This is a genomic window from Nocardioides sp. cx-169 (assembly GCF_021083605.1).
Taxonomy (GTDB): domain Bacteria; phylum Actinomycetota; class Actinomycetes; order Propionibacteriales; family Nocardioidaceae; genus Nocardioides.
Genome location: NZ_JAJNRO010000018.1, coordinates 23,848 through 41,222, shown reverse-complemented (window position 1 = coordinate 41,222; position 17,375 = coordinate 23,848). Strand labels below are relative to the sequence as shown.

General features: G+C 75.7%; 18 protein-coding genes. 16 read left to right on the top strand and 2 right to left on the bottom strand.

Going from position 1 to position 17,375, the window contains the following annotated elements:
• Positions 1 to 11: 11 nt before the first annotated feature.
• Complete coding sequence (locus tag LRP67_RS20035; protein WP_231271907.1) at positions 12 to 716, top strand: hypothetical protein; 705 nt, start codon at positions 12 to 14, stop codon at positions 714 to 716.
• Here LRP67_RS20035 and LRP67_RS20030 read toward each other — a convergent pair.
• Positions 713 to 1,903, bottom strand: a complete 1,191-nt coding sequence (locus tag LRP67_RS20030; protein WP_231271906.1) for a lipid-transfer protein — start codon at positions 1,901 to 1,903, stop codon at positions 713 to 715. The two genes, LRP67_RS20035 and LRP67_RS20030, sit on opposite strands and share 4 nt — an antisense overlap.
• Positions 1,900 to 2,346 carry a Zn-ribbon domain-containing OB-fold protein gene (locus LRP67_RS20025; RefSeq protein WP_231271905.1) on the bottom strand — a complete coding sequence of 149 codons (447 nt, stop codon included), beginning with the start codon at positions 2,344 to 2,346 and terminating at the stop codon, positions 1,900 to 1,902. Before LRP67_RS20025 ends, LRP67_RS20030 begins: the two co-directional genes overlap by 4 nt.
• 145 nt (positions 2,347 to 2,491) lie before the next feature.
• Here LRP67_RS20025 and LRP67_RS20020 point away from each other — a divergent pair, with 145 nt between their 5' ends.
• From LRP67_RS20020 to LRP67_RS19950, 15 genes are all read left to right on the top strand, one after another.
• A complete protein-coding gene (locus LRP67_RS20020; RefSeq protein WP_231271904.1) occupies positions 2,492 to 3,373 on the top strand; it encodes a BTAD domain-containing putative transcriptional regulator in 882 nt (293 codons plus the stop codon).
• A gap of 64 nt (positions 3,374 to 3,437) precedes the next feature.
• The gene (locus LRP67_RS20015; RefSeq protein ID WP_231271903.1) at positions 3,438 to 3,710 is read left to right on the top strand and encodes a hypothetical protein; all 273 of its coding nucleotides are present in this window, start codon (positions 3,438 to 3,440) and stop codon (positions 3,708 to 3,710) included.
• Positions 3,707 to 4,249, top strand: coding sequence for a Pvc16 family protein (locus tag LRP67_RS20010; RefSeq protein WP_231271902.1), 543 nt, complete (start codon positions 3,707 to 3,709; stop codon positions 4,247 to 4,249). The genes LRP67_RS20015 and LRP67_RS20010 overlap by 4 nt, the downstream gene beginning before the upstream one ends.
• Positions 4,246 to 4,842 (top strand): hypothetical protein, encoded by a 597-nt coding sequence (locus LRP67_RS20005; protein ID WP_231271901.1) that lies wholly within the window; start codon positions 4,246 to 4,248, stop codon positions 4,840 to 4,842. The genes LRP67_RS20010 and LRP67_RS20005 overlap by 4 nt, the downstream gene beginning before the upstream one ends.
• Before the next feature lie 19 nt (positions 4,843 to 4,861).
• Positions 4,862 to 7,447: a phage tail sheath subtilisin-like domain-containing protein gene (locus tag LRP67_RS21990; protein WP_231271900.1), complete on the top strand. Its 2,586-nt coding sequence runs from the start codon at positions 4,862 to 4,864 to the stop codon at positions 7,445 to 7,447.
• A 50-nt stretch (positions 7,448 to 7,497) separates the two neighbouring features.
• Positions 7,498 to 7,935, top strand: a complete 438-nt coding sequence (locus LRP67_RS19995; protein ID WP_231271899.1) for a phage tail protein — start codon at positions 7,498 to 7,500, stop codon at positions 7,933 to 7,935.
• Positions 7,932 to 8,396 (top strand): phage tail protein, encoded by a 465-nt coding sequence (locus tag LRP67_RS19990; protein WP_231271898.1) that lies wholly within the window; start codon positions 7,932 to 7,934, stop codon positions 8,394 to 8,396. Before LRP67_RS19995 ends, LRP67_RS19990 begins: the two co-directional genes overlap by 4 nt.
• A gap of 1 nt (position 8,397) precedes the next feature.
• On the top strand, positions 8,398 to 8,574 hold the full coding sequence (locus LRP67_RS19985) for a hypothetical protein (protein WP_231271897.1): 177 nt from the start codon (positions 8,398 to 8,400) through the stop codon (positions 8,572 to 8,574).
• Positions 8,571 to 9,242: a hypothetical protein gene (locus LRP67_RS19980; protein ID WP_231271896.1), complete on the top strand. Its 672-nt coding sequence runs from the start codon at positions 8,571 to 8,573 to the stop codon at positions 9,240 to 9,242. Before LRP67_RS19985 ends, LRP67_RS19980 begins: the two co-directional genes overlap by 4 nt.
• Positions 9,242 to 10,963, top strand: coding sequence for a phage baseplate assembly protein V (locus tag LRP67_RS19975; RefSeq protein WP_231271895.1), 1,722 nt, complete (start codon positions 9,242 to 9,244; stop codon positions 10,961 to 10,963). The genes LRP67_RS19980 and LRP67_RS19975 overlap by 1 nt, the downstream gene beginning before the upstream one ends.
• A 12-nt stretch (positions 10,964 to 10,975) precedes the next feature.
• Positions 10,976 to 11,248: a PAAR domain-containing protein gene (locus LRP67_RS19970; protein ID WP_231271894.1), complete on the top strand. Its 273-nt coding sequence runs from the start codon at positions 10,976 to 10,978 to the stop codon at positions 11,246 to 11,248.
• On the top strand, positions 11,245 to 11,685 hold the full coding sequence (locus LRP67_RS19965; protein WP_231271893.1) for a GPW/gp25 family protein: 441 nt from the start codon (positions 11,245 to 11,247) through the stop codon (positions 11,683 to 11,685). The genes LRP67_RS19970 and LRP67_RS19965 overlap by 4 nt, the downstream gene beginning before the upstream one ends.
• The gene (locus tag LRP67_RS19960) at positions 11,682 to 14,390 is read left to right on the top strand and encodes a baseplate J/gp47 family protein (protein ID WP_231271892.1); all 2,709 of its coding nucleotides are present in this window, start codon (positions 11,682 to 11,684) and stop codon (positions 14,388 to 14,390) included. The genes LRP67_RS19965 and LRP67_RS19960 overlap by 4 nt, the downstream gene beginning before the upstream one ends.
• Positions 14,387 to 16,540, top strand: coding sequence for a hypothetical protein (locus tag LRP67_RS19955; RefSeq protein ID WP_231271891.1), 2,154 nt, complete (start codon positions 14,387 to 14,389; stop codon positions 16,538 to 16,540). Before LRP67_RS19960 ends, LRP67_RS19955 begins: the two co-directional genes overlap by 4 nt.
• A complete protein-coding gene (locus tag LRP67_RS19950) occupies positions 16,533 to 17,351 on the top strand; it encodes a hypothetical protein (protein ID WP_231271890.1) in 819 nt (272 codons plus the stop codon). The genes LRP67_RS19955 and LRP67_RS19950 overlap by 8 nt, the downstream gene beginning before the upstream one ends.
• The last annotated feature ends 24 nt before the right edge of the window (positions 17,352 to 17,375 follow it).

The window sequence follows — 17,375 nt, the reverse complement described above, 5'->3', positions numbered from 1 at the left end:
GGGAGAGCAACGTGCCATGGCTTGACGCTGTCCTGCTCGACCACGGCCTCGAGCCGCGGACCCTCGACCCCCGTGGGCAGACACCCCGGTGCGAGGACCCGGCGCACTGGCTCGCCGACACGCATCTCGAGGAGGCGACGGCTCGTCAGCTGCTCTCCTCACTCGAGCGCATCGTGCTCGAATCGGCGCGACACTTCCCGAACAACATCTTCTGGGACTTCGGCTACCTCGCCGAAAGCCTGCTCCGGCAGGCGATCGCGGCGCGAGACCCGATCGAGCTGATCCAGGGCTACGAGCAGCTGTACACGCGGATCATGCAGATCTACGGCGGCAGATCGAGCGTCGGGTTCCAGTACCTGCACGACTTCCTGTACGGCTTCGACTGGTCCAAGTGGGTGCGCAAAGACCCCGACACCAGGCGACAGGTGGGGCCCTTCGACCGCGCCTTCCTCTCCTACGTCGAGGGACGTGGCCACGAGCTCCTGCGCCTCATCGCTGAGGACGATGCGAAGTACCCCCGGCTCCGGGACGGGCGATACCGCAACCCCTTCGCATTCGCACGCGATCCCGCAGCGGAGAGCCTCCTGATGACCACGCTCGCGGCGCGCGGGCTGGTCCCCGTCGCAGCGTGGGAGCGGACCGCCGTGCCCGCGTGGTGGAGACCCGCCCAGAGGCACCGTGACGAGCTCGTGGTCGAGCTGGGCCTCGAGACCTAGGTCGAGAGGATCACCGAGGAGCCGTGGCCGAAGAGGCCCTGGTTGGCGGTGATGCCGACGCGGGCGCCCTCGACCTGGCGGCCGGTGGCCTGGCCGCGCAGTTGCCAGGTGAGCTCGCAGACCTGGGCGAGGGCCTGGGCGGGGACGGCCTCGCCGAAGCAGGCGAGGCCCCCGGACGGGTTGACCGGGATCCGGCCGCCGACCGCCGTGTCGCCGGCGCGAAGCAGGGCCTCGGCCTCGCCGCGCCCGCAGAGGGCGAGGTCCTCGATCCAGTCGAGCTCGAGTGCGGTGGACAGGTCGTAGACCTCGGCCACGTCGACGTCTTCGGGGCCGATCCCGGCCTCCTCGTAGGCCGCCCGGGCAAGGGACTCCTTGAACGTGCGCTCCGGCACCCCGGCGACCGCGCTGGAGTCGGTGGAGAGGTTCGGCATGTCCAGGACGGTGTGCGGGAAGGCCGGGGTCACCGTCGAGACCGCCCGGACCCGCACGGGCGAGCCCGGCCCGTGCCGGCGCGCGTAGTCGACGCTCGTCAGCACGACCGCCGCCGCGCCGTCGGAGGTGGCGCAGATGTCCAGCAGGTGCAGGGGATCGGAGACCACCGCCGAGCCGAGGACGTCGTCGACCGACACCTCCTTGCGGTAGCGGGCGTTGGGGTTGTGCAGGCCGTGCTTGGCGTTCTTCACCTTCACCTGGGCGAAGTCGGCCTGCGTCGCACCGTAGAGGTCCATGCGCCGCCGCGCGTAGAGCGCGAAGTACGCCGGGTTGGTCATCCCCAGCAGCCGGAAGCGCAGCCAGTCCGGGTCGTCCCACCGCTCCCCCGCGTTGGGCGCGAGGAAGCCCTTGGGCGTGGTGTCCGCGCCGATCACCACCGCCACCTCGCACATCCCGGCGAGGATCCGGGCGCGCGCGGTGTCGAGGGCCTGCGCCCCGGTCGCGCAGGCGGCGTACGACGTGGCGACGCGCGCGCCGTTCCAGCCCAGCGCCTGGGCGAACGTCGCGCCGGCGACGTAGCCGGCGTAGCCGTTGCGGACGGTCTCGCCGCCGACGACGAGGTCGACGTCGGTCCACGCGATGCCGGCGTCGGCCAGCGCCTCCCGGGCCGCGTGCACGCCGTACGTCACGAAGCTCCTGCCCCACTTGCCCCAGGGGTGCATGCCCACGCCCGCCACCGCGACCTCCGTGCTCACTGGTCGGCCTCCTCTCCCAGCTCCACCACCGGCTTCCAGCGCCAGATCGTGCGCTCGCCCGACTCGTCGGTGTAGAGCGTCTCGACCACGAGCTCGGCCTCCTGACCGACGGCCAGGTGGGCGACTCCGTAGCCCTGGGCGACCTGGCCGAGCACGACCAGTCCCTCGGGCAGCTCGACGGCCGCGAGCGCGAACGGCTCGTAGGGCTCGGCGGCCGGCACGTACGGCGGCGGCGGCTGGTACTGCGCGTCGGTGTAGGACCACACCCGCCCGTGCCGCGACAAGGGGACCTCCTCGAAGGCCTCGCCGGAGCACGCGGGGTTGCGGCAGAAGCCGTCCAGCTTCGGGAAGAAGACCGTCGCGCAGGCCGTGCACCGGCTGCCGAGGAGCGCCGGGTCGGCGCCCGTCGTGAACCAGCCCTCGATGGCAGGGGTCGCCGTCATGTCGCCTCCGGGTCGCAAAACTAGAACGCGTTCCATGTTAGCCAGAGATGGCTCGGATGGATCATTGTCCGCCGGGCGCGCGGTGTGGAAGCGTGGCGATGCCCTCGCCGGATGCAGTGGCGGAGGCAGGATCGGAGCAGTGCGCATGGTCTCGGTCACTGGCCACCTATTCGGCGCCGCCACGTTCACCCGCGACGGCCGCCCCGTCAGTCTGCCCCCGGCCTCCACCGCCCTGCTCGCCTACCTGCTGCTGCGCCACGGCCAGCCCGTCGACCGCGACCGGCTCGCCGACGTCGTGGGGGAGAGCGAGTCCGACGCTTTCGCCCGGCGCCGGCTCAACACGGCGGTCTGGCGGCTGCGGCGCCAGCTCGAGCCGGACGGCGTCGCGCGCGACTCGGTGCTCACCTCCGTGGGCCACGGGGTGGCGGTCTCGCCGACGTGCGAGGTGTGGGTCGACGCCGTGGAGTTCGCGACGACCTGCCGCCACCTTCCGCCGTACCACCGCTGGAGCGACGCGGACGCCGAGCGCGTCACCCGCGCCGTGGCGCTCTACCGCGGCGACTTCCTCGGCGGCACCTACACCGACTGGGCGCTGCGCGAGCGCGGCCGGCTCTCCGACCTGCACCTCCAGGCCCTGGTGGGGTTGGCGGAGTGGCTGCGCCTGCGCGGCCGGGCCGACGACGCCCTCGAGCACGCCCGCGCCGCCGTGGCCGCCGAGCCCCTGCGCGAGGACCTGCACCGCCTGGTCATGCAGCTGTACGCCGACGCGGGGCTGCCCCAGCTCGCCGCCCGGCAGCTGGCGCGCTGCCGCCAACTGCTCGGCGACGAGCTCGGCGTCGAGCCGCTGCCGGAGACCGTCGCCGTGGCGCGGGTGTCCACGACGATGCGCCACCCCTCGGCCGAGACCTACGACCGGGCCATCCGCGAGCTCGAGCGCTCCGACGCCGAGCTGCGCCGCGCCGCCGCGCGCCTGCGACGCTCGCTGCGGGAGCTGCGCCTCGAGCGCGAGCGCCTCGCCCGGCGGTGACCGGACGGTGACCGGACGGGCCCACGGTGACGGTGCGGTGATCGGCGCGGCGTAGTCAGGAGCCATGCCCTGGGCGCCCCACCGACCGGTCGAGAAGCACCGCTTCCTGCTCGAGCTGTGGGCCGAGCCGCGGGAGGTCGCCAGCCGTCTGCTGCGCCTGCGCGGGCGCATCCGGCACCTGCCCTCCCCGCCACCCGACCCGCCACCCGACCAGCTGCCCGACCAGCTGCCCGACGGGGACTGCCGGGGGGTCGCCGGCCTCGCCGACGTGGACGCGCTGGTGCGCGACACCTTCGCCGAGGACGGCCTGCGGGTGGAGTGGGAAGCCGAGCCGTGATCAACGAGGTGACCCGGGCGCTGGTCGCCCACCTGCACTCCCGCACGCCGGACCTCGGCTCCTGGGTGGTCGTGCACTCGCTCTCGGCGGCCGACGCCGCGCCGGCCAAGGACAAGCTCGCCCTCTGCCTGCTGGCCGTCGACGAGCACGACCACCTGCGCAACAGCCCCCCGGTCGAGGTGGCCGGGCGCCTGCAGCGGGCGCCGATGCAGCTGCGGCTGAGCTACCTGGTGACCTACTTCGGCCCGCACGACGAGGCCATGGCCCGGCTGACGCGGGTCATCGCGGTCTTCCACACCACCCCCGTCCTGGGGCAGGACGAGCTGCCCCTGACCCTGGGCGAGCAGGTCGAGCGGGTGACCGTGCGGCTGCGCAACACCACCGCCGACGAGCGCAACCAGGTGTGGAGTGTCCTGGGCCGGCCCGGGCGGCTCGCGCTGTTCTACACCGTCGACGTCGCCCCGGTGCGGCTCCTGCCCGGCCTCGACGGCGACGGCCGGGTCCTCGCCCACCGCATCGACCTGGCGGGGACGCCATGACGGCCGCACCCGTCGAGGGCCGCCGCCGCGAGGTGGTCCACACCGTCACGGTCCGCCACGCCGTCACGCGCGGGCCGGTACCCGGCGTGGCCGTGCGCCTCGTCCCGCCGAGCCCCTGGTGGTGGTCGGTGCGGTACGTCGCCGGCGCGGTGGTCCTGCACGCCCAGCCCGCCCTCGTGGCGCCCGACCCGGACCTGACCCCCGTCGAGCGTGCGCGCCGCCGCCCGCGCGTGCGGATCACGGTGGCAGACCCGCTCGTGGCCGCCACGGTGGAGAACCCCACCGTGGAGCTGGACGTCACCGGCGACCACACCCACGAGCTCACCCCCGTCGACCAGACCGTCACCGTCGACCTGCGCACCCGCACCGACACCCCCGCCACCGGGCGCACCGTCACCCTGGCGCCCCCCGGGCAGCCGGCCATCGACCTGGTCGCGGTGGCCGGCACCCCGGGCCGCTACGCGACCGACGCCCGGCGGTGGACCGCCTCGGAGACGCCCTTCGACCTGCTCGTCGACGGCGCCCTCGTCGAGCGCCACGCCCTGCAGCCCTTCCAGACCGACACCCGACTGCACGCGGTGACCCCCGCGTGAGAATCCCCAGGAGGAGCACGTGAGCACCTACTTCGCCCCCGGCGTGTACGTCGAGGAGGTCCCGAGCGGCCCCCAGCCGATCGCGCCCGCCTCGACCAGCGTGCTGGCCATCATCGGCCGCACCCGCCGCGGCCCCAGCCGCACGCCGACGCGGGTGAACGGCTGGACGGACTTCCAGCGGATCTTCGACGGCAACGCCGGCTCCGGCTTCACCGCCGAGGCGGTCTACGGGTTCTTCGAGAACGGCGGCCCCGCGGCCTACGTCGTGCGCGCCGACCCCTCGATCGCCGGCACCTGGACCGTGCGCGACGGCGCGGGGGCCGAGGCGTTCACGGTCACGGCCAGCTCGCCGGGCTCGTGGGCGGCCGACCTCACCGTGTCGGCCGCGCCGGACCGCGACAGCGGCTCGGCCCAGCTCTACCGGGCGCGCGTGCGCACGACCACGCCGTTCTCGGGCGACACCGTGCTGCCCGTCGACTCCACCCTGGGGGTCACGCGGGGCGACCCGGTCCTGCTGCTCCAGGCCAACGAGGCGGCGGCCGCGGCCGAGGCCACCGTGCAGGACGTCGGCAGCGGCACCATCACCGTGCGACGCACCGCCGGCGGTGCGTTCACGCTGCCGGCCGGATCGGTGGTCACCGGTGTGGTGCCGGCCGGCGCCACGCAGGTCACCGTGACCGGGACCGGGCTGAAGAAGGGCGACGTCGTGCAGGCCGAGCTCGGCGACCGCAGCCGGTTCACGTGGCGCGCCACCGCGGCGGTCCCGCAGGGCGCGGCGCTGAGCTTCACCGCGGCGGCCGCGGCGGCCGGGGCCGTGCCCGGCGCCCAGTTCACCTCCCGGATCGCCCGCTTCCGGGGCACGATCCCGGCCGGCTCCCCCGAGGACCTGCCGCTGGGCTCGATCCTGTGGCTGGAGACCGCCGGGCTCGAGCCCGGCCTCGCCGCCATGACGACCAATCTGCGCGCCCGCGCCGCCAACGGCCTCGAGGGCCGCTGGGTCGGCGGCACCACCAACGCGCTGCGCTTCCCCCAGCCCCCGCCCGCCGGTCCGATCGAGGTGGAGGCCCGGCTGGGGGTGACCGTCTTCGGCGAGCGACGCGAGTGGGTCTCCCCGAGCACCGAGCAGCTCGCGGCGGCGTACTCGTTCGTCCCCGCCGGCACCCGGCTGCGGCTGCGGCCGGCCGCCGGCACCACCGGTGCCACGGTCACCCGCACCGCGGACGCTCCAGGCTTCGCCGTCGATGCCGGCGACACCCTGGCCGCGACGTTCACGACCGTGGAGTTCCTCCTCCCCACCGACGCCTCGCAGGGCGTGCTGGTGCGCTGTGCCCGGCCGCCGGAGGTCGGCGACCGGGTGCGCTTCACGAGCACGAAGATGGCCGAGATCGTCGAGGTCGGCTCGATCGGCGGCGACGTCTACCTGCTCGGCTTCGCCGACACGACCGACGTGAGCACCGCCGTCGCGACGACATTCGACCCCGGCGTGCTCGAGCTGCGCTGCTTCGTGTCCACGCGGCTCTACCCGCTGCGGTTCTCGCTGTCGGTCTCGGGCCGCGCCGGCTCGGAGACGTTCAAGGGCCTGGCGCTGGAGCGCGACCACCCGCAGTACTACGCGCGCGACGGGATCATCAACGAGGTCTCGCAGCTGGTGACCGTCGCGCCCCGCGCCGGCGGCGCCGCCGCCCCCGCCGAGACGACCACGCCGGCGCTCGCCGTGCCCGCCACGGCCGGCAGCGACGTCGCGCCGACACCGCAGGACTACCGCCGCGCGATCGCCTCCCTCGACATCGAGCCGGAGCCCGCGATGGTCTGCTGCCCCGACCTGCTCACCTTCGACGACCCGTTGGCGCAGTACGACCTCGCCGACGCGCTGGTGCGCCACTGCGAGAGGTTCCGGCGCTTCGCGGTGCTCGACGCGCCACGCGGTGATGACGAGAAGGTGCTGGAGTGGCGCAACACCGCGGTGTCCACGACGTACGCCGCGGTCTTCGCGCCGCACCTGAAGATCCTCGACCTCGACCCGTCGTCGCCCGATCGCTACCGGCTGGTGCCGCCCAGCGGCTTCGTCGCCGGGGTGATGGCGCGCACCGACCGCGAGCGGGGTGTCCACAAGGCTCCCGGCAACGAGCGCGTGAGCGGGATCGTCGGGCTCGACCAGCAGTACACCCAGGCCCGGCAGGAGCTGCTCAACCCAGCCGGGGTCAACCTGATCCGGGCCTTCCCCGGTCGCGGCAGCCGGGTGTGGGGAGCGCGCAACGCCACCGACGACGCGATCTGGCGCTACATCAACGTGCGGCGGCTGTTCAACATGGTCGAGGTGTCGGTGGAACGGGGCACGCAGTGGGTGGTGTTCGAGCCCAACACGGCGACGACCTGGCTGCGGATCAAGGCCAGCCTGGAGGGGCTCCTCGACCAGCTGTGGCGCTCCGGCGCCCTGGCCGGCGAGGTGGCCGCCCAGGCCTACCGGGTGCGCGTGGGGCTCGGCTCGACCATGAGCGAGACCGACATCGACAACGGCCTGGTCATCACCGAGGTGGCCATCGCGCCGTCCAAGCCGGCCGAGTTCGTCGTCTTCCGCTTCAGCCACAAGCGGCTCTCCGAGTAGTTCGCCCACCTCCAGAGCCCCCTCCCCCGCCAGCCAGAAAGGCCACCGCCGTGTATCCCCTCACCACCCTCCACTTCCAAGTCAGCTGGGGCGACTCCCAGCAGACCTCGTCGTTCTCGGAGGTCAGCGGCCTCACCATGGAGGCCGATGCCGTCGACTACCGCGGCGGCGCCGACCGCAGCCTGTCGGTGCAGAAGATCCCCGGCCTGCGCAAGTACGGCAACGTCACGTTCAAGCGCGGGATCGTCCCGGCCGAGTCCGGCAACGGCCTCTTCGACTGGTTCAACTCGATCACCGCCGGCGCCGTGCAGCGCCGCACGGTCACCGTCAGCCTGCTCAACGAGGAGCGCGCGCCGGTGATGACCTGGAAGATCCGCGACGCCTGGCCGGTCAAGATCGAGGGCCCGGGGCTCAAGGGCAGCGGCAACGAGATCGCCATCGAGTCCATGGAGGTCGTCCACGAGGGCGTCGAGGTGGAGGTGGCGTGAGCGTCACGCCCGGCACCCGACCGCACCCGCATCTCGGGGCGCACTTCCGCCTCGAGATCGACGGGCTGGGCGAGAGCGACTTCTCGCAGTGCACCGGCCTCGGCGGCGAGGTCGGGGTGGAGGAGTACGCCGAGGGCGGGGAGAACCGGTTCACCCACCGGCTGCCCTCGCGCGCCGGGTTCGCCAACCTCGTGCTCAAGCAGGGCGCCGGCCCCGGGCTGGGGCTGTGGGACTGGTGGGGCGAGTTCCTGGCCCAGGGCGCGGTGCGCCCGCGCGACGGCCAGGTGCACCTGCTGGCCTGGCGCGACGGGGAGCTCGCGCCGGTGCGGGCCTGGGCGTTCACGCGCGGCTGGCCGGTGAAGATGTCGGGCCCCGACCTGGACGCCCAGTCGGCCGCGGTGGCCGTGGAGACCATGGAGATCGCGCACCACGGGCTGCGCCTGCTCGGGCTGGACGGCTGAGATGCCCGTCGTCATCACCGAGATCGTCACCGAGGTCGTGCTGGCCCCGGAGGCCGGCGCCGCGAGCGGCGGCGCCTCGGCCGCGGGCGCCGGGCTCTCGCCCGAGCAGCTGGACGCCGTCGTACGACGGGCGACCGAGCGGGTCGTGGAGATCCTGCGGCGGGAGTGGGACCGGTGATCCTCGACGAGCGGCAGCTGGCCAAGCTGGCCATCCAGCCCTTCACCGACCAGGCCTTCCGGCGCCCCGCCGGGCCACCGTGGCTCGCGCTGTTCAACCCCACGCAGCTGGCGTTCACCCGCAAGAACCTCTACCGCAACACCCGCTCCACGGGCGCCTCCACGCCCGACACGTCCTACGCCGGCGGCGAGCCGGACCAGGTGTCCCTCGACCTGTTCTTCGACGGCACCGGGGTGCTGGAGAGCGCGGCGGGGGTCGCGGTCCGCATCGAGGGCCTGCTCCAGCTGGCCCGCCTGCAGTCCGACACCCACCAGCCCTACTACCTGCACGCGCACTGGGGCCGCTTCGACTTCCGCGGCGTCCTCACCCAGGCCGAGGTGACCTACACGCTCTTCGACCGCACCGGCCAGCCGCTGCGGGCCACCGTGAAGGTGACGCTCCAGGAGGTCGTGGCGCCCGAGGTGCGCGCCGCCACGGAGCGGACCAACTCCCCCGACCTCTACCAGACCTGGCTGGTCTCCGAGGGCGACCGGATCGACGCCATCGCCCACGAGGTCTACGGCGACCCGGCCTGGTGGCGCCCGCTCGCCGAGGCCAACGACCTGGCCAACCCGCGGGTCCTGGACGTGGGCTCGGTCCTAATGCTCCCGCCGAAGGAGAAGTCCTGATGCCCGGGCTCCCGACCAGCACCGACCGGCCCGAGGTCGAGGTCCGCATCGGCGGTCGCCCGGCGGAGCCCCGCCTCGCCGACGACGTGGTCGAGGTCGACGTGACCGAGGAGGTCGACCGGCACGGCAGGTGCGTGCTCCTGGTGCAGAACTGGGACCCGGACAAGCGCGAGGTCCGCTGGTCCGACGACGGTCCCCTGGTCCCCGGCGCTGAGCTCGAGGTGAGCCTCGGCTACCACAGCACGCTGGCCACGGTCTTCGCCGGCGTCGTGACCGCGGTGACCGGGCACTTCACCGGCGACCAGGCGCCCACCCTGCGCGTGGAGGCCCGCAGCCGCTCGGTGCTGCTCGCCGGGCCGGCCCGGTCGCGGGTGCTGGAGGAGACCACCGACGGCGACCTCGTCGCGGCCCTCGCCGCCGACTACGGCCTGCGCGCGGACACCGAGGACGGCGCCGACCGGGCCGTCGCCGTCCTGGACCGCGAGCGGCCCTGGCCGCACCTGGTGGCGCGGGCCGAGGCGCTCGGGTGGGTGACGTACGTGCGCGACCGCACGCTGGTGTTCCGCCCGCCCGTGGCCCCGGCCGGGACCCCGGTCGAGCTGACCTGGACCAAGGACGTCGTGGAGCTGCACGTCACCCAGGACGTCGGTGCGCTGCCGTCGTCGTCGAGCGCCGCCGGCTGGGACGCCGACCAGCAGGCCGCCGTCGTCTCGGCGGCCGCCTCGGCCACCGGCGGCCTCGGCACGGGCGAGCGCCGCGACCACGCCGCGACGGTCGGCGACCTCGGCTGGCCCCAGCGCGAGGAGACCGAGGCCGGCCCCGCCGTCGGCACCAGCGCCGAGACCGACCTGCTCGCGACCGCACGGGCACGGACCGCCGAGCTGCGCCATGTCACCGGCTCCGCCCGGCTCGTCGGCAACCCCGCGCTGCGCTGTGACAGCTGGGTGACGGTGCGCGGCACCGGCCGGCGCCTCGGCGGCCCGCTGTACGTCGCGTCCGTGCGGCACCGGCTGGGGCGCTCCGGCTTCACCACCGAGCTCGGCCTCGGCCGTCCGGCCCGGCTGGCCCCCGCCGACCCGGCGCCGCCGAGCCGCACCCTCGTCGTCGGCGTGGTGACCGACCTGGCCGACACCGAGAAGCAGGCGCGGGTCAAGGTCGCCTACCCGTGGGCCGGCGCGACCGAGGCGGTCTGGGCCCGCCTCGCCACGCCGTACGCCGGGAAGGAGCAAGGGCTCTACGCGGTCCCGGACCTCGACCAGGAGGTGCTCGTCGGCTTCCTCGACGGCTCGGTCGACGACCCCGTGGTCCTGGGCAGCCTGTGGAGCGCGACCTTCGCGCCGCCGTTCCAACCCGGGGAGGAGAACGCCGTCCGCGCGCTGCGCACGGCCTCGGGCCACGAGCTGGTCTTCACCGAGGGCGACGACGGGAGCGTCGTGCTCCGCACGGCGGGCGGGCACGTGCTGACGCTGGCCGAGGAGGACTCGACGGTCACCCTCGAGGCCGCGAGCGGCAACCGCATCACGCTGTCCGACGACGGGATCGAGCTGTCGGCCGCGAAGGGCGACCTGACCCTCAAGGCGCCCTCGGGCGCGGTGGAGATCCAGGCCATGTCCATCAAGGGCAAGGCCGACGGCACCGCGTCGCTGGAGGCCTCCGCGACCTTCGACATCAAGGCGTCCGCGACCCTCGGGCTGCGCGGCGCCATGGTCAACATCAACTAGGCAGGAGACGTCATGCCGGGAGCCGCACGGGTCACCGACCCCACCACCCACGGCGGGCTGGTGGTGGGCCCGGGCGTGCCGACGGTGGCGCTCGGGGGCATGCCTGCGGGCGTGCTGGGCGACCTGCACGCCTGCCCGATCCAGCCCGGCCACCCGCCGGCGACGCCGTTCACGGCCGGGTCGGCCACCGTCATGGTCGGGGGACGTCCGGCCCTGCGCGCCGGAGATCTCTGTGGCTGCGGCGCCGGCGTCGCGGTCGGCCTGCCCACGGTGGTGATCGGATGAGCACCGACCCCGCCGGCACCTGGGAGGGCTACCCCCAGGTCGGCTCCGGCTGGCCCTTCCCGGTCCGGTGGGACCACGACGACGAGCCGGACCCGACCCCGGGTCTGCGCAGCTCGCGCGGTGAGCGGCGCATCGCGGAGGCGCTGACCCTCGTCCTCCGCACGGCGCTGGGCGAGCGGGTCATGCGACCCACCTTCGGCGCCGGCGTCGACCGCTACGTGTTCGACCCGCGCACCGACGAGGTCTGCCGCCGCCTCGAGCAGGACGTACGGCGGGCGCTGCTGCTGGCCGAGCCGCGTGTGCTGGTCGACCGGGTCGAGGCAGTGCTGGCCGGAGCCGACGACCGGATCGACGTGCACCTCGACTACCGCATCGACCGGCACCGCCGGCCCGAGAGCCTGGTGCTGCCGTTCCACGTGGCGGGCGGCGACCGATGACCGGCCTGCTGGACCCACGCGACCGCGCCCTGGCCCTGCGGGAGCTGGCGAGCCTGGCGCGCACCACGCCGGCGGGGCTGCCCGACCGTGCCCTGACCTGGCACGACCTGCTGTTCGCCGGCGATGCCCTGGCCGACCCCAGCCGGCCCGACCAGGCCCTGCTCAGCGCGGTCGCGGAGCTCACCGCCGGACTGGCCGACCACCTCGCCGGCGTGCCGGACCGGCTGCACCGCGAGTGGCTCGCGGAGATCCTCGGGATCCCGGAGGCCCCGGCCGAGGCCGACCGGGTGCCGGTCGGCTTCACCACCACGCCGGCGGCCGGCACCGTGCTGGTGCCGCGGGAGACCGAGCTGCGCGCGAAGGACACGGCCGGCCGGGAGCGGCGCTACCTCACCGCCGAGCCGCTGGAGGTGCACGGCACGACGGTCCCCGCCGTGCGGGCCGCGCGGACCCGCCGGCTCGCGGACGGCGCCGTGGCCGACACGGCCGTGCGGTGGGCCGACCGCGAGGAGCCGTTCGCCGGCTTCGTGCCCGCGCCGGGCGAGACCGGCGTACCGACTGCGCGGCACCGCCTGCGCATCGCCGACCAGCTGCTGGCCACCGACGGCAGCGGCAGCACGACGGTGACCGTGAGCTTCGTCGGCGGCGACGCCTCCGTCCTCGGGGACGCGACCTGGCGCCGCTCGACCGCGGAGGGGTCGGCCCGGGCCTACCCGTCCGGGTCGGTGGTGGTCGACGGTGCCACGACCCGGGTGACGGTGACCTACGGCGGCGCCTGCGCCGCGCCTCCGGGCGAGACGCTGCCCTGGCTCGAGGTCGCGCTGCCGCGCACGGCGCCCCTCGACGGTGCCGCGCTCGGGCTGAGCTTCACCCAGGTCGAGCTGGAGGTGCAGGTGCGGGGCCTGGCGCCCACCGCCGCCTTCGCCGGCGACGCGCGGCTGGACCTGAGCAAGGCGTTCGAGCCGTTCGGGCCCGTCCCGCGCGAGGGAGACGCGCTGGTCGTGCGCTCCGACGAGGCGTTCGGCAAGCCGCTGACCCGGCTCGCGGTGGACGTGGGGCGCGCGGGCTCCAGCAAGCCCGGCGACCGGGCCGACGACCACCTGGCCCCGGTCCCGCGGGCCAAGGGGCGCAGCACCCGGAAGACCCTGTCCCAGGCCGGGTCCGGCTCCGCCACGCTGGTGCTGGAGGCCTGGGACGGGGCGGCGTGGGAGCCCGGCAGCACGCCGATCACCAGCACCGAGCTCGTCAACGTCGCGGGGGTGCCGCCGCTGGGCACGAGCGTCCCCGCCTCGGCGGTCCTGGAGTACGCCGGCCAGCGCGGGCACTTCGTGCGGCTGCGCCTCGACGACGCCGACTTCGGGTGGCAGGACCACCAGCGCGCGCTGGCCGAGCTGGCGGCCGTGGCGGGCACCACGGGGACGCGCCCCTCGGCGGCCCGGCTGGCGCCGCCCGAGGCCCCGCGGCTGGAGCGGCTGCGCCTCGCCTACACGACGGTCCGGCGTCGCGCCGCCGCCGTCACGTCGTACGACGGCTACGCCGTGCGCCGTCAGGCCACCGGTGGCACCGGGACGACGCACGCGGCCTTCCGCACGACCTGCGCCCTCGGGACCGAGCGCGACGTCGGGACCCTCGACGTCGCGCTCGACCTCCCCGACCGTGCGGTGGGCGGGTCGGTGTCGCTGTGGCTCGAGGTGCGCCCCGCCGACGTCGGGGCCGAGCCCGGCGCCAGCCGCTGGCAGATCTCGACGGCGTCCGGCTGGCGCACCGCCGACGTCGCGGACGGCACCCACGGCCTGCGGCAGAGCGGGCTGCTGCGGGTGCTGGCCCCGGCCGCGTGGACCCGGGGCGCGCCGGAGGCCGGCGACCCGGACGGGACCTGGCGGTGGCTGCGGCTGCACTCCTCGGAGCCGGGGCGGCTCGGGACCCTGCTCGCGATCGTCCCGGACGCCGCGCTGGCCGCCCAGTGCCCGCGCCCCGCGCTGGTCGCGCCCGAGGAGGCGCTGCTCCCGGCGCAGGTGAAGGGGCTGGTCAGTCCGGTCGCCGGCGTCCGCAAGGTCGCCGGCCTGCGGGGCCTGCCGGGCCGGGCGGCGGAGTCGCCGGCCGACTACCGCCGCCGCGCCTCGACCTACCACCGCCACCGCGACCGCGCCGTCCAGGCGTGGGACTACGAGGAGCTCGCCCGCCAGGCGGCGCCCGGGGTGGCCGCCGTGCGGTGCCTGCCGCACACCTGCGCGCAGCTGGGCAGCCGACCGGGCTCGGTGGCGCTGGTGGTGGTGCCGGCCGGGAGCCAGCCGCAGCCGCTGCCGACGGTCGCGATGGCCGAGCGGATCGAGAGCGCCCTGCGCTCCCGGATGCCCGTCACCGCCACGGTGGCGGTCGTGCCTCCGGCCTACGTCGCGGTCACCGTGCGCGCCCACGTGGCGCTGGCCACCGGCGTGGCCGCCCTCCAGGGGCGCGCTCGGGTGCTGGACGGGCTGGAGCGCTGGCTGCACCCGGCGCTCGACCGCCGGCCGCGCTTCGGCAGCGGGCTGTACGCCTCGGCGGTGGTGAGCTTCCTGGAGTCCTTGGCCGAGGTCGACCACGTCGTCTCGTTCGGGCTGACGCTCGCGGACGGGACCACCGCCGACCCTGTGGCCGTGGACCCGGCGCGCGGCCTGGCCGCCTCGTCGGGGCGGCACGCGATCACCGTGGAGGAGCGGCCGTGACCACCCGACCCGACCCGCTGCGGCTGCCGGCGCTCGAGGCGCACGACGCGGACCACGAACGGCTGCGGGTGCTCGCCCTGGCGGTCGTGTCCGCCGCCGCCGGCGAGGAGTGGACCGACCACAACCCCACCGACCCCGGCATCACGTTGCTCGAGGCGGTGGCCTGGGCGTGGGCCGACGCCCACCACCGCGCCGCCCGCCGCGGCCTGGACCACTGGCCCGACACCGCCCTGCGCGCCCCGGCCGCACGGCCGGGCCCGGACGGTCTGCTGGCGCTCGCGCGGCTGCTGGCCTCGCCCGCGACCGGGCCGGCCGGCGCGACGGGCGCGAGCACGGCGACCGCGCTGGTCGGGGAGACCCGCACCGGGACCCGCGGCCAGGCGCAGGAGGCGGTGGCCGCCCGAGCGCGCGCCGCCACGCTCGCCGTCTCGCCCGAGGTGACCGACCTCGCGGTCGCCGTGGTCCGCGGGACCCTGCGCCGGCGGCGGACCCTGGACCGCTCCGACGTGGTCGCCGCCGCGGTCGAGGAGGCCGCGGCCGGGCTGCCCACGACGGCGACGGACGCGGAGCGCGAGCAGGTGGCCACCCGGCTCCTCGGCGAGCACCCCGAGCTCGCCGAGCTGTTCCACGACGAGCTCGCCGACCTGCTGCGACGCCAGCGGGCCCGGGCCGCGCAACCCACCTCCCGTCGCCGGGCCGAAGCACTGCGCGGGCCGGGCGACGACCCGCTGCACGACCCGAGCACCTGGGAGGGGCCGGCGGGCGCGACCCGCGTCTGGCCACCGACCCCCGACCAGGCGCTGCGCTGCGAGCCGGTCACCGGTGACGACGACGCGACCCGCGCCCGTGGCGCCGCGGAGGTACGCCGCGCCTGGACCGTCGCCGGGGCGCTGCCCGGCATCGCCTGGCACGGCGGGCGCACGGTCGTCACCGATCGACCCGGCACGGTGACGGTGCTGGTCGAGCGGACCCTGCGCCGCAGCTCGGGCCGCGACGACGAGGACTTCCTGCGCCGGGTGCTCGACCACGTCCTGCGCGAGGAGGCGTCGCGCTACGCCGGCGAGGGCCGGCGCCGGGCCCTCGGCGAGGAGCTGGGCGTCGCGCTGGTGCGCCACCACCCGGTCGCCGTCTCCGCCGTGCTGCACACCGCCCTCGGAGTCGACCGCGAGGAGGTGATCGCCCGGGCGCGGGGCCGGCTGGCGACCTACCTTGCCGACGGACGGGCCGAGAGCCGGCGACCCGCGCTGCGCCTCGGTCCCGGTCGTGGCCCCTGGCCGAGCCGGCCCCAGCCGCACGGCTGGACGCCGGGCGAGGCCGTCCCGGTGACCGAGCTCGTCCAGGTGCTGGCCGCGGACCCGGTCGTGCTGGGCGTCAGCGGGGTGTCGGCGACCGTCAAGGACGGCCCGTCGGTGAAGCCGCCCGTGCGCGTGCGGGCCGCGACCCCGCTGCCGCGGCGGACGCTGGCCGCGGTCGACGGGGTCACCCTCGTCGCCGGCGACCGGGTGCTGCTGAGCGCGCAGGAGCGCCCGGAGGACAACGGCGTCTGGAGGGCCGCCGCCGGCGCCTGGACCCGGGTGGACGACCTCGCCTGCTCCGACTGCGTCACCGACGCGGTCGTACGGGTCCTGGAGGGCACGGCGGCCGGCACCGCGTGGGCGCAGCTCAGCGATCCGCCGCTGGTGCTCGACCACGACCCGCTGGTGTGGGAGCAGACGACCCGGCGCGTGCTGCCGGACGTCCGCGTGGTTCTCACGGCGCCGGTCACGCTCTCCGGCCAGCCGCACCTGTCCGGGCTCTGGCTGTTCGCGAGTGACCGGGTGCTGGTCGTGGCGCAGGCCGACCCGACGGCCAACGGCGTCTACGAGGTGCGCGCCGGCGCCTGGACGCGCGTTGCCGGCACGGCCGTGCCCGACACCGCCGTCCGCGTGGCCGAGGGCGCCGACGCCGGGAGCACCTGGTGGCTGGCGACCCGCGCCCCGGTCACCGTCGGCACGACGCCGCAGCGGTGGGTGCGCACGGCCGCCCCCCAGCCGACGCCGGGGGACGCGGCCGACGAGGTGCGGGTCCCGGCGGGCGGGCTGCCCGTGCTCGCGGGCGACGACTGCCTCACCGTGCGCTACGAGCTGACCGCGGAGGCCGACGATGCCTAGCCCGGACTACCTGCCCATCGCGCTCGACCTGCCGGCGGTCTACCAGGACGACCAGGCCGCCTTCGCGCAGCTCGACTCCTACCTGGGCCTGGCCGACGACCTGCTGCGCTCCAGCCTCACTGCCCTCGACGAGGCCGAGCGGTGGCTCTCGCCGGAGTCCCTCGACCACTGGCCGCCCGGGCTGCCCGCGGACGCCGGCGCGGACGCGGTGCTCGCCGCCCAGTGGGCGGTGCAGGGCGAGCTGGCGGCGTGGACCGGCTTCGCGTTCCCCGCGTCCTGGCCCAGCGGCGCCGGTGGTCTCGCGCGCCGGCGTACCTACCTGCGCCGGGCGGCCCGGCTCTGGCGCGAGCGGGGCACCCCGGCCGGCCTCCTGGACTGGTTCGAGCTGGCGTTCCCGGGTCCGCGCCGGCCGATCCTGGTCGAGCACTTCCGGGTCGCCGACCCCCTCGCCACGGACGTCGACGAGCTGGACCCCTGGCTGCGCGCCACGCTGTTCGTCCACGACGACGGGCGCTTCGGTGACTTCGGCCGACGGCGCGACGCGGTGGCCTTCGTCGACCGCTATGCCCCCGCCCACGTGCACGTCCGCGTCTGCTGGGTCCGGCCCGGCTTCGCCCTCCCCACCCCGCCCACCGCCACCTCGACCGTCACGGAGGTGCGCGCCTGGCAGACCGCGATGCGCGACCTCCTGTGCTCGCTCGTCAGCGTCGTCGACCACCGACTCGGTCTGCGCGTCTGGGAATGCGCGGACGAGGGCGAGGCCCGGGACCGGCTCGACCTCGGCCTGCTCCCCGGCGGCGGCACACCGTGACCCCACCCCTCGAGAGGACCCAGC

Bases quoted from the DNA above. Each gene is read 5' to 3' on its own strand.
- LRP67_RS20020 (WP_231271904.1), top strand. From the start codon at position 2,492: ATGGTCTCGGTCACTGGCCACCTATTCGGCGCCGCCACGTTCACCCGC.
- LRP67_RS19985 (WP_231271897.1), top strand. From the start codon at position 8,398: ATGCCCGTCGTCATCACCGAGATCGTCACCGAGGTCGTGCTGGCCCCG.
- LRP67_RS20015 (WP_231271903.1), top strand. From the start codon at position 3,438: ATGCCCTGGGCGCCCCACCGACCGGTCGAGAAGCACCGCTTCCTGCTC.
- LRP67_RS19970 (WP_231271894.1), top strand. From the start codon at position 10,976: ATGCCGGGAGCCGCACGGGTCACCGACCCCACCACCCACGGCGGGCTG.
- LRP67_RS19960 (WP_231271892.1), top strand. From the start codon at position 11,682: ATGACCGGCCTGCTGGACCCACGCGACCGCGCCCTGGCCCTGCGGGAG.
- LRP67_RS20005 (WP_231271901.1), top strand. From the start codon at position 4,246: ATGACGGCCGCACCCGTCGAGGGCCGCCGCCGCGAGGTGGTCCACACC.
- LRP67_RS20025 (WP_231271905.1), bottom strand. From the start codon at position 2,346: ATGACGGCGACCCCTGCCATCGAGGGCTGGTTCACGACGGGCGCCGAC.
- LRP67_RS19975 (WP_231271895.1), top strand. From the start codon at position 9,242: ATGCCCGGGCTCCCGACCAGCACCGACCGGCCCGAGGTCGAGGTCCGC.
- LRP67_RS19965 (WP_231271893.1), top strand. From the start codon at position 11,245: ATGAGCACCGACCCCGCCGGCACCTGGGAGGGCTACCCCCAGGTCGGC.
- LRP67_RS19950 (WP_231271890.1), top strand. From the start codon at position 16,533: ATGCCTAGCCCGGACTACCTGCCCATCGCGCTCGACCTGCCGGCGGTC.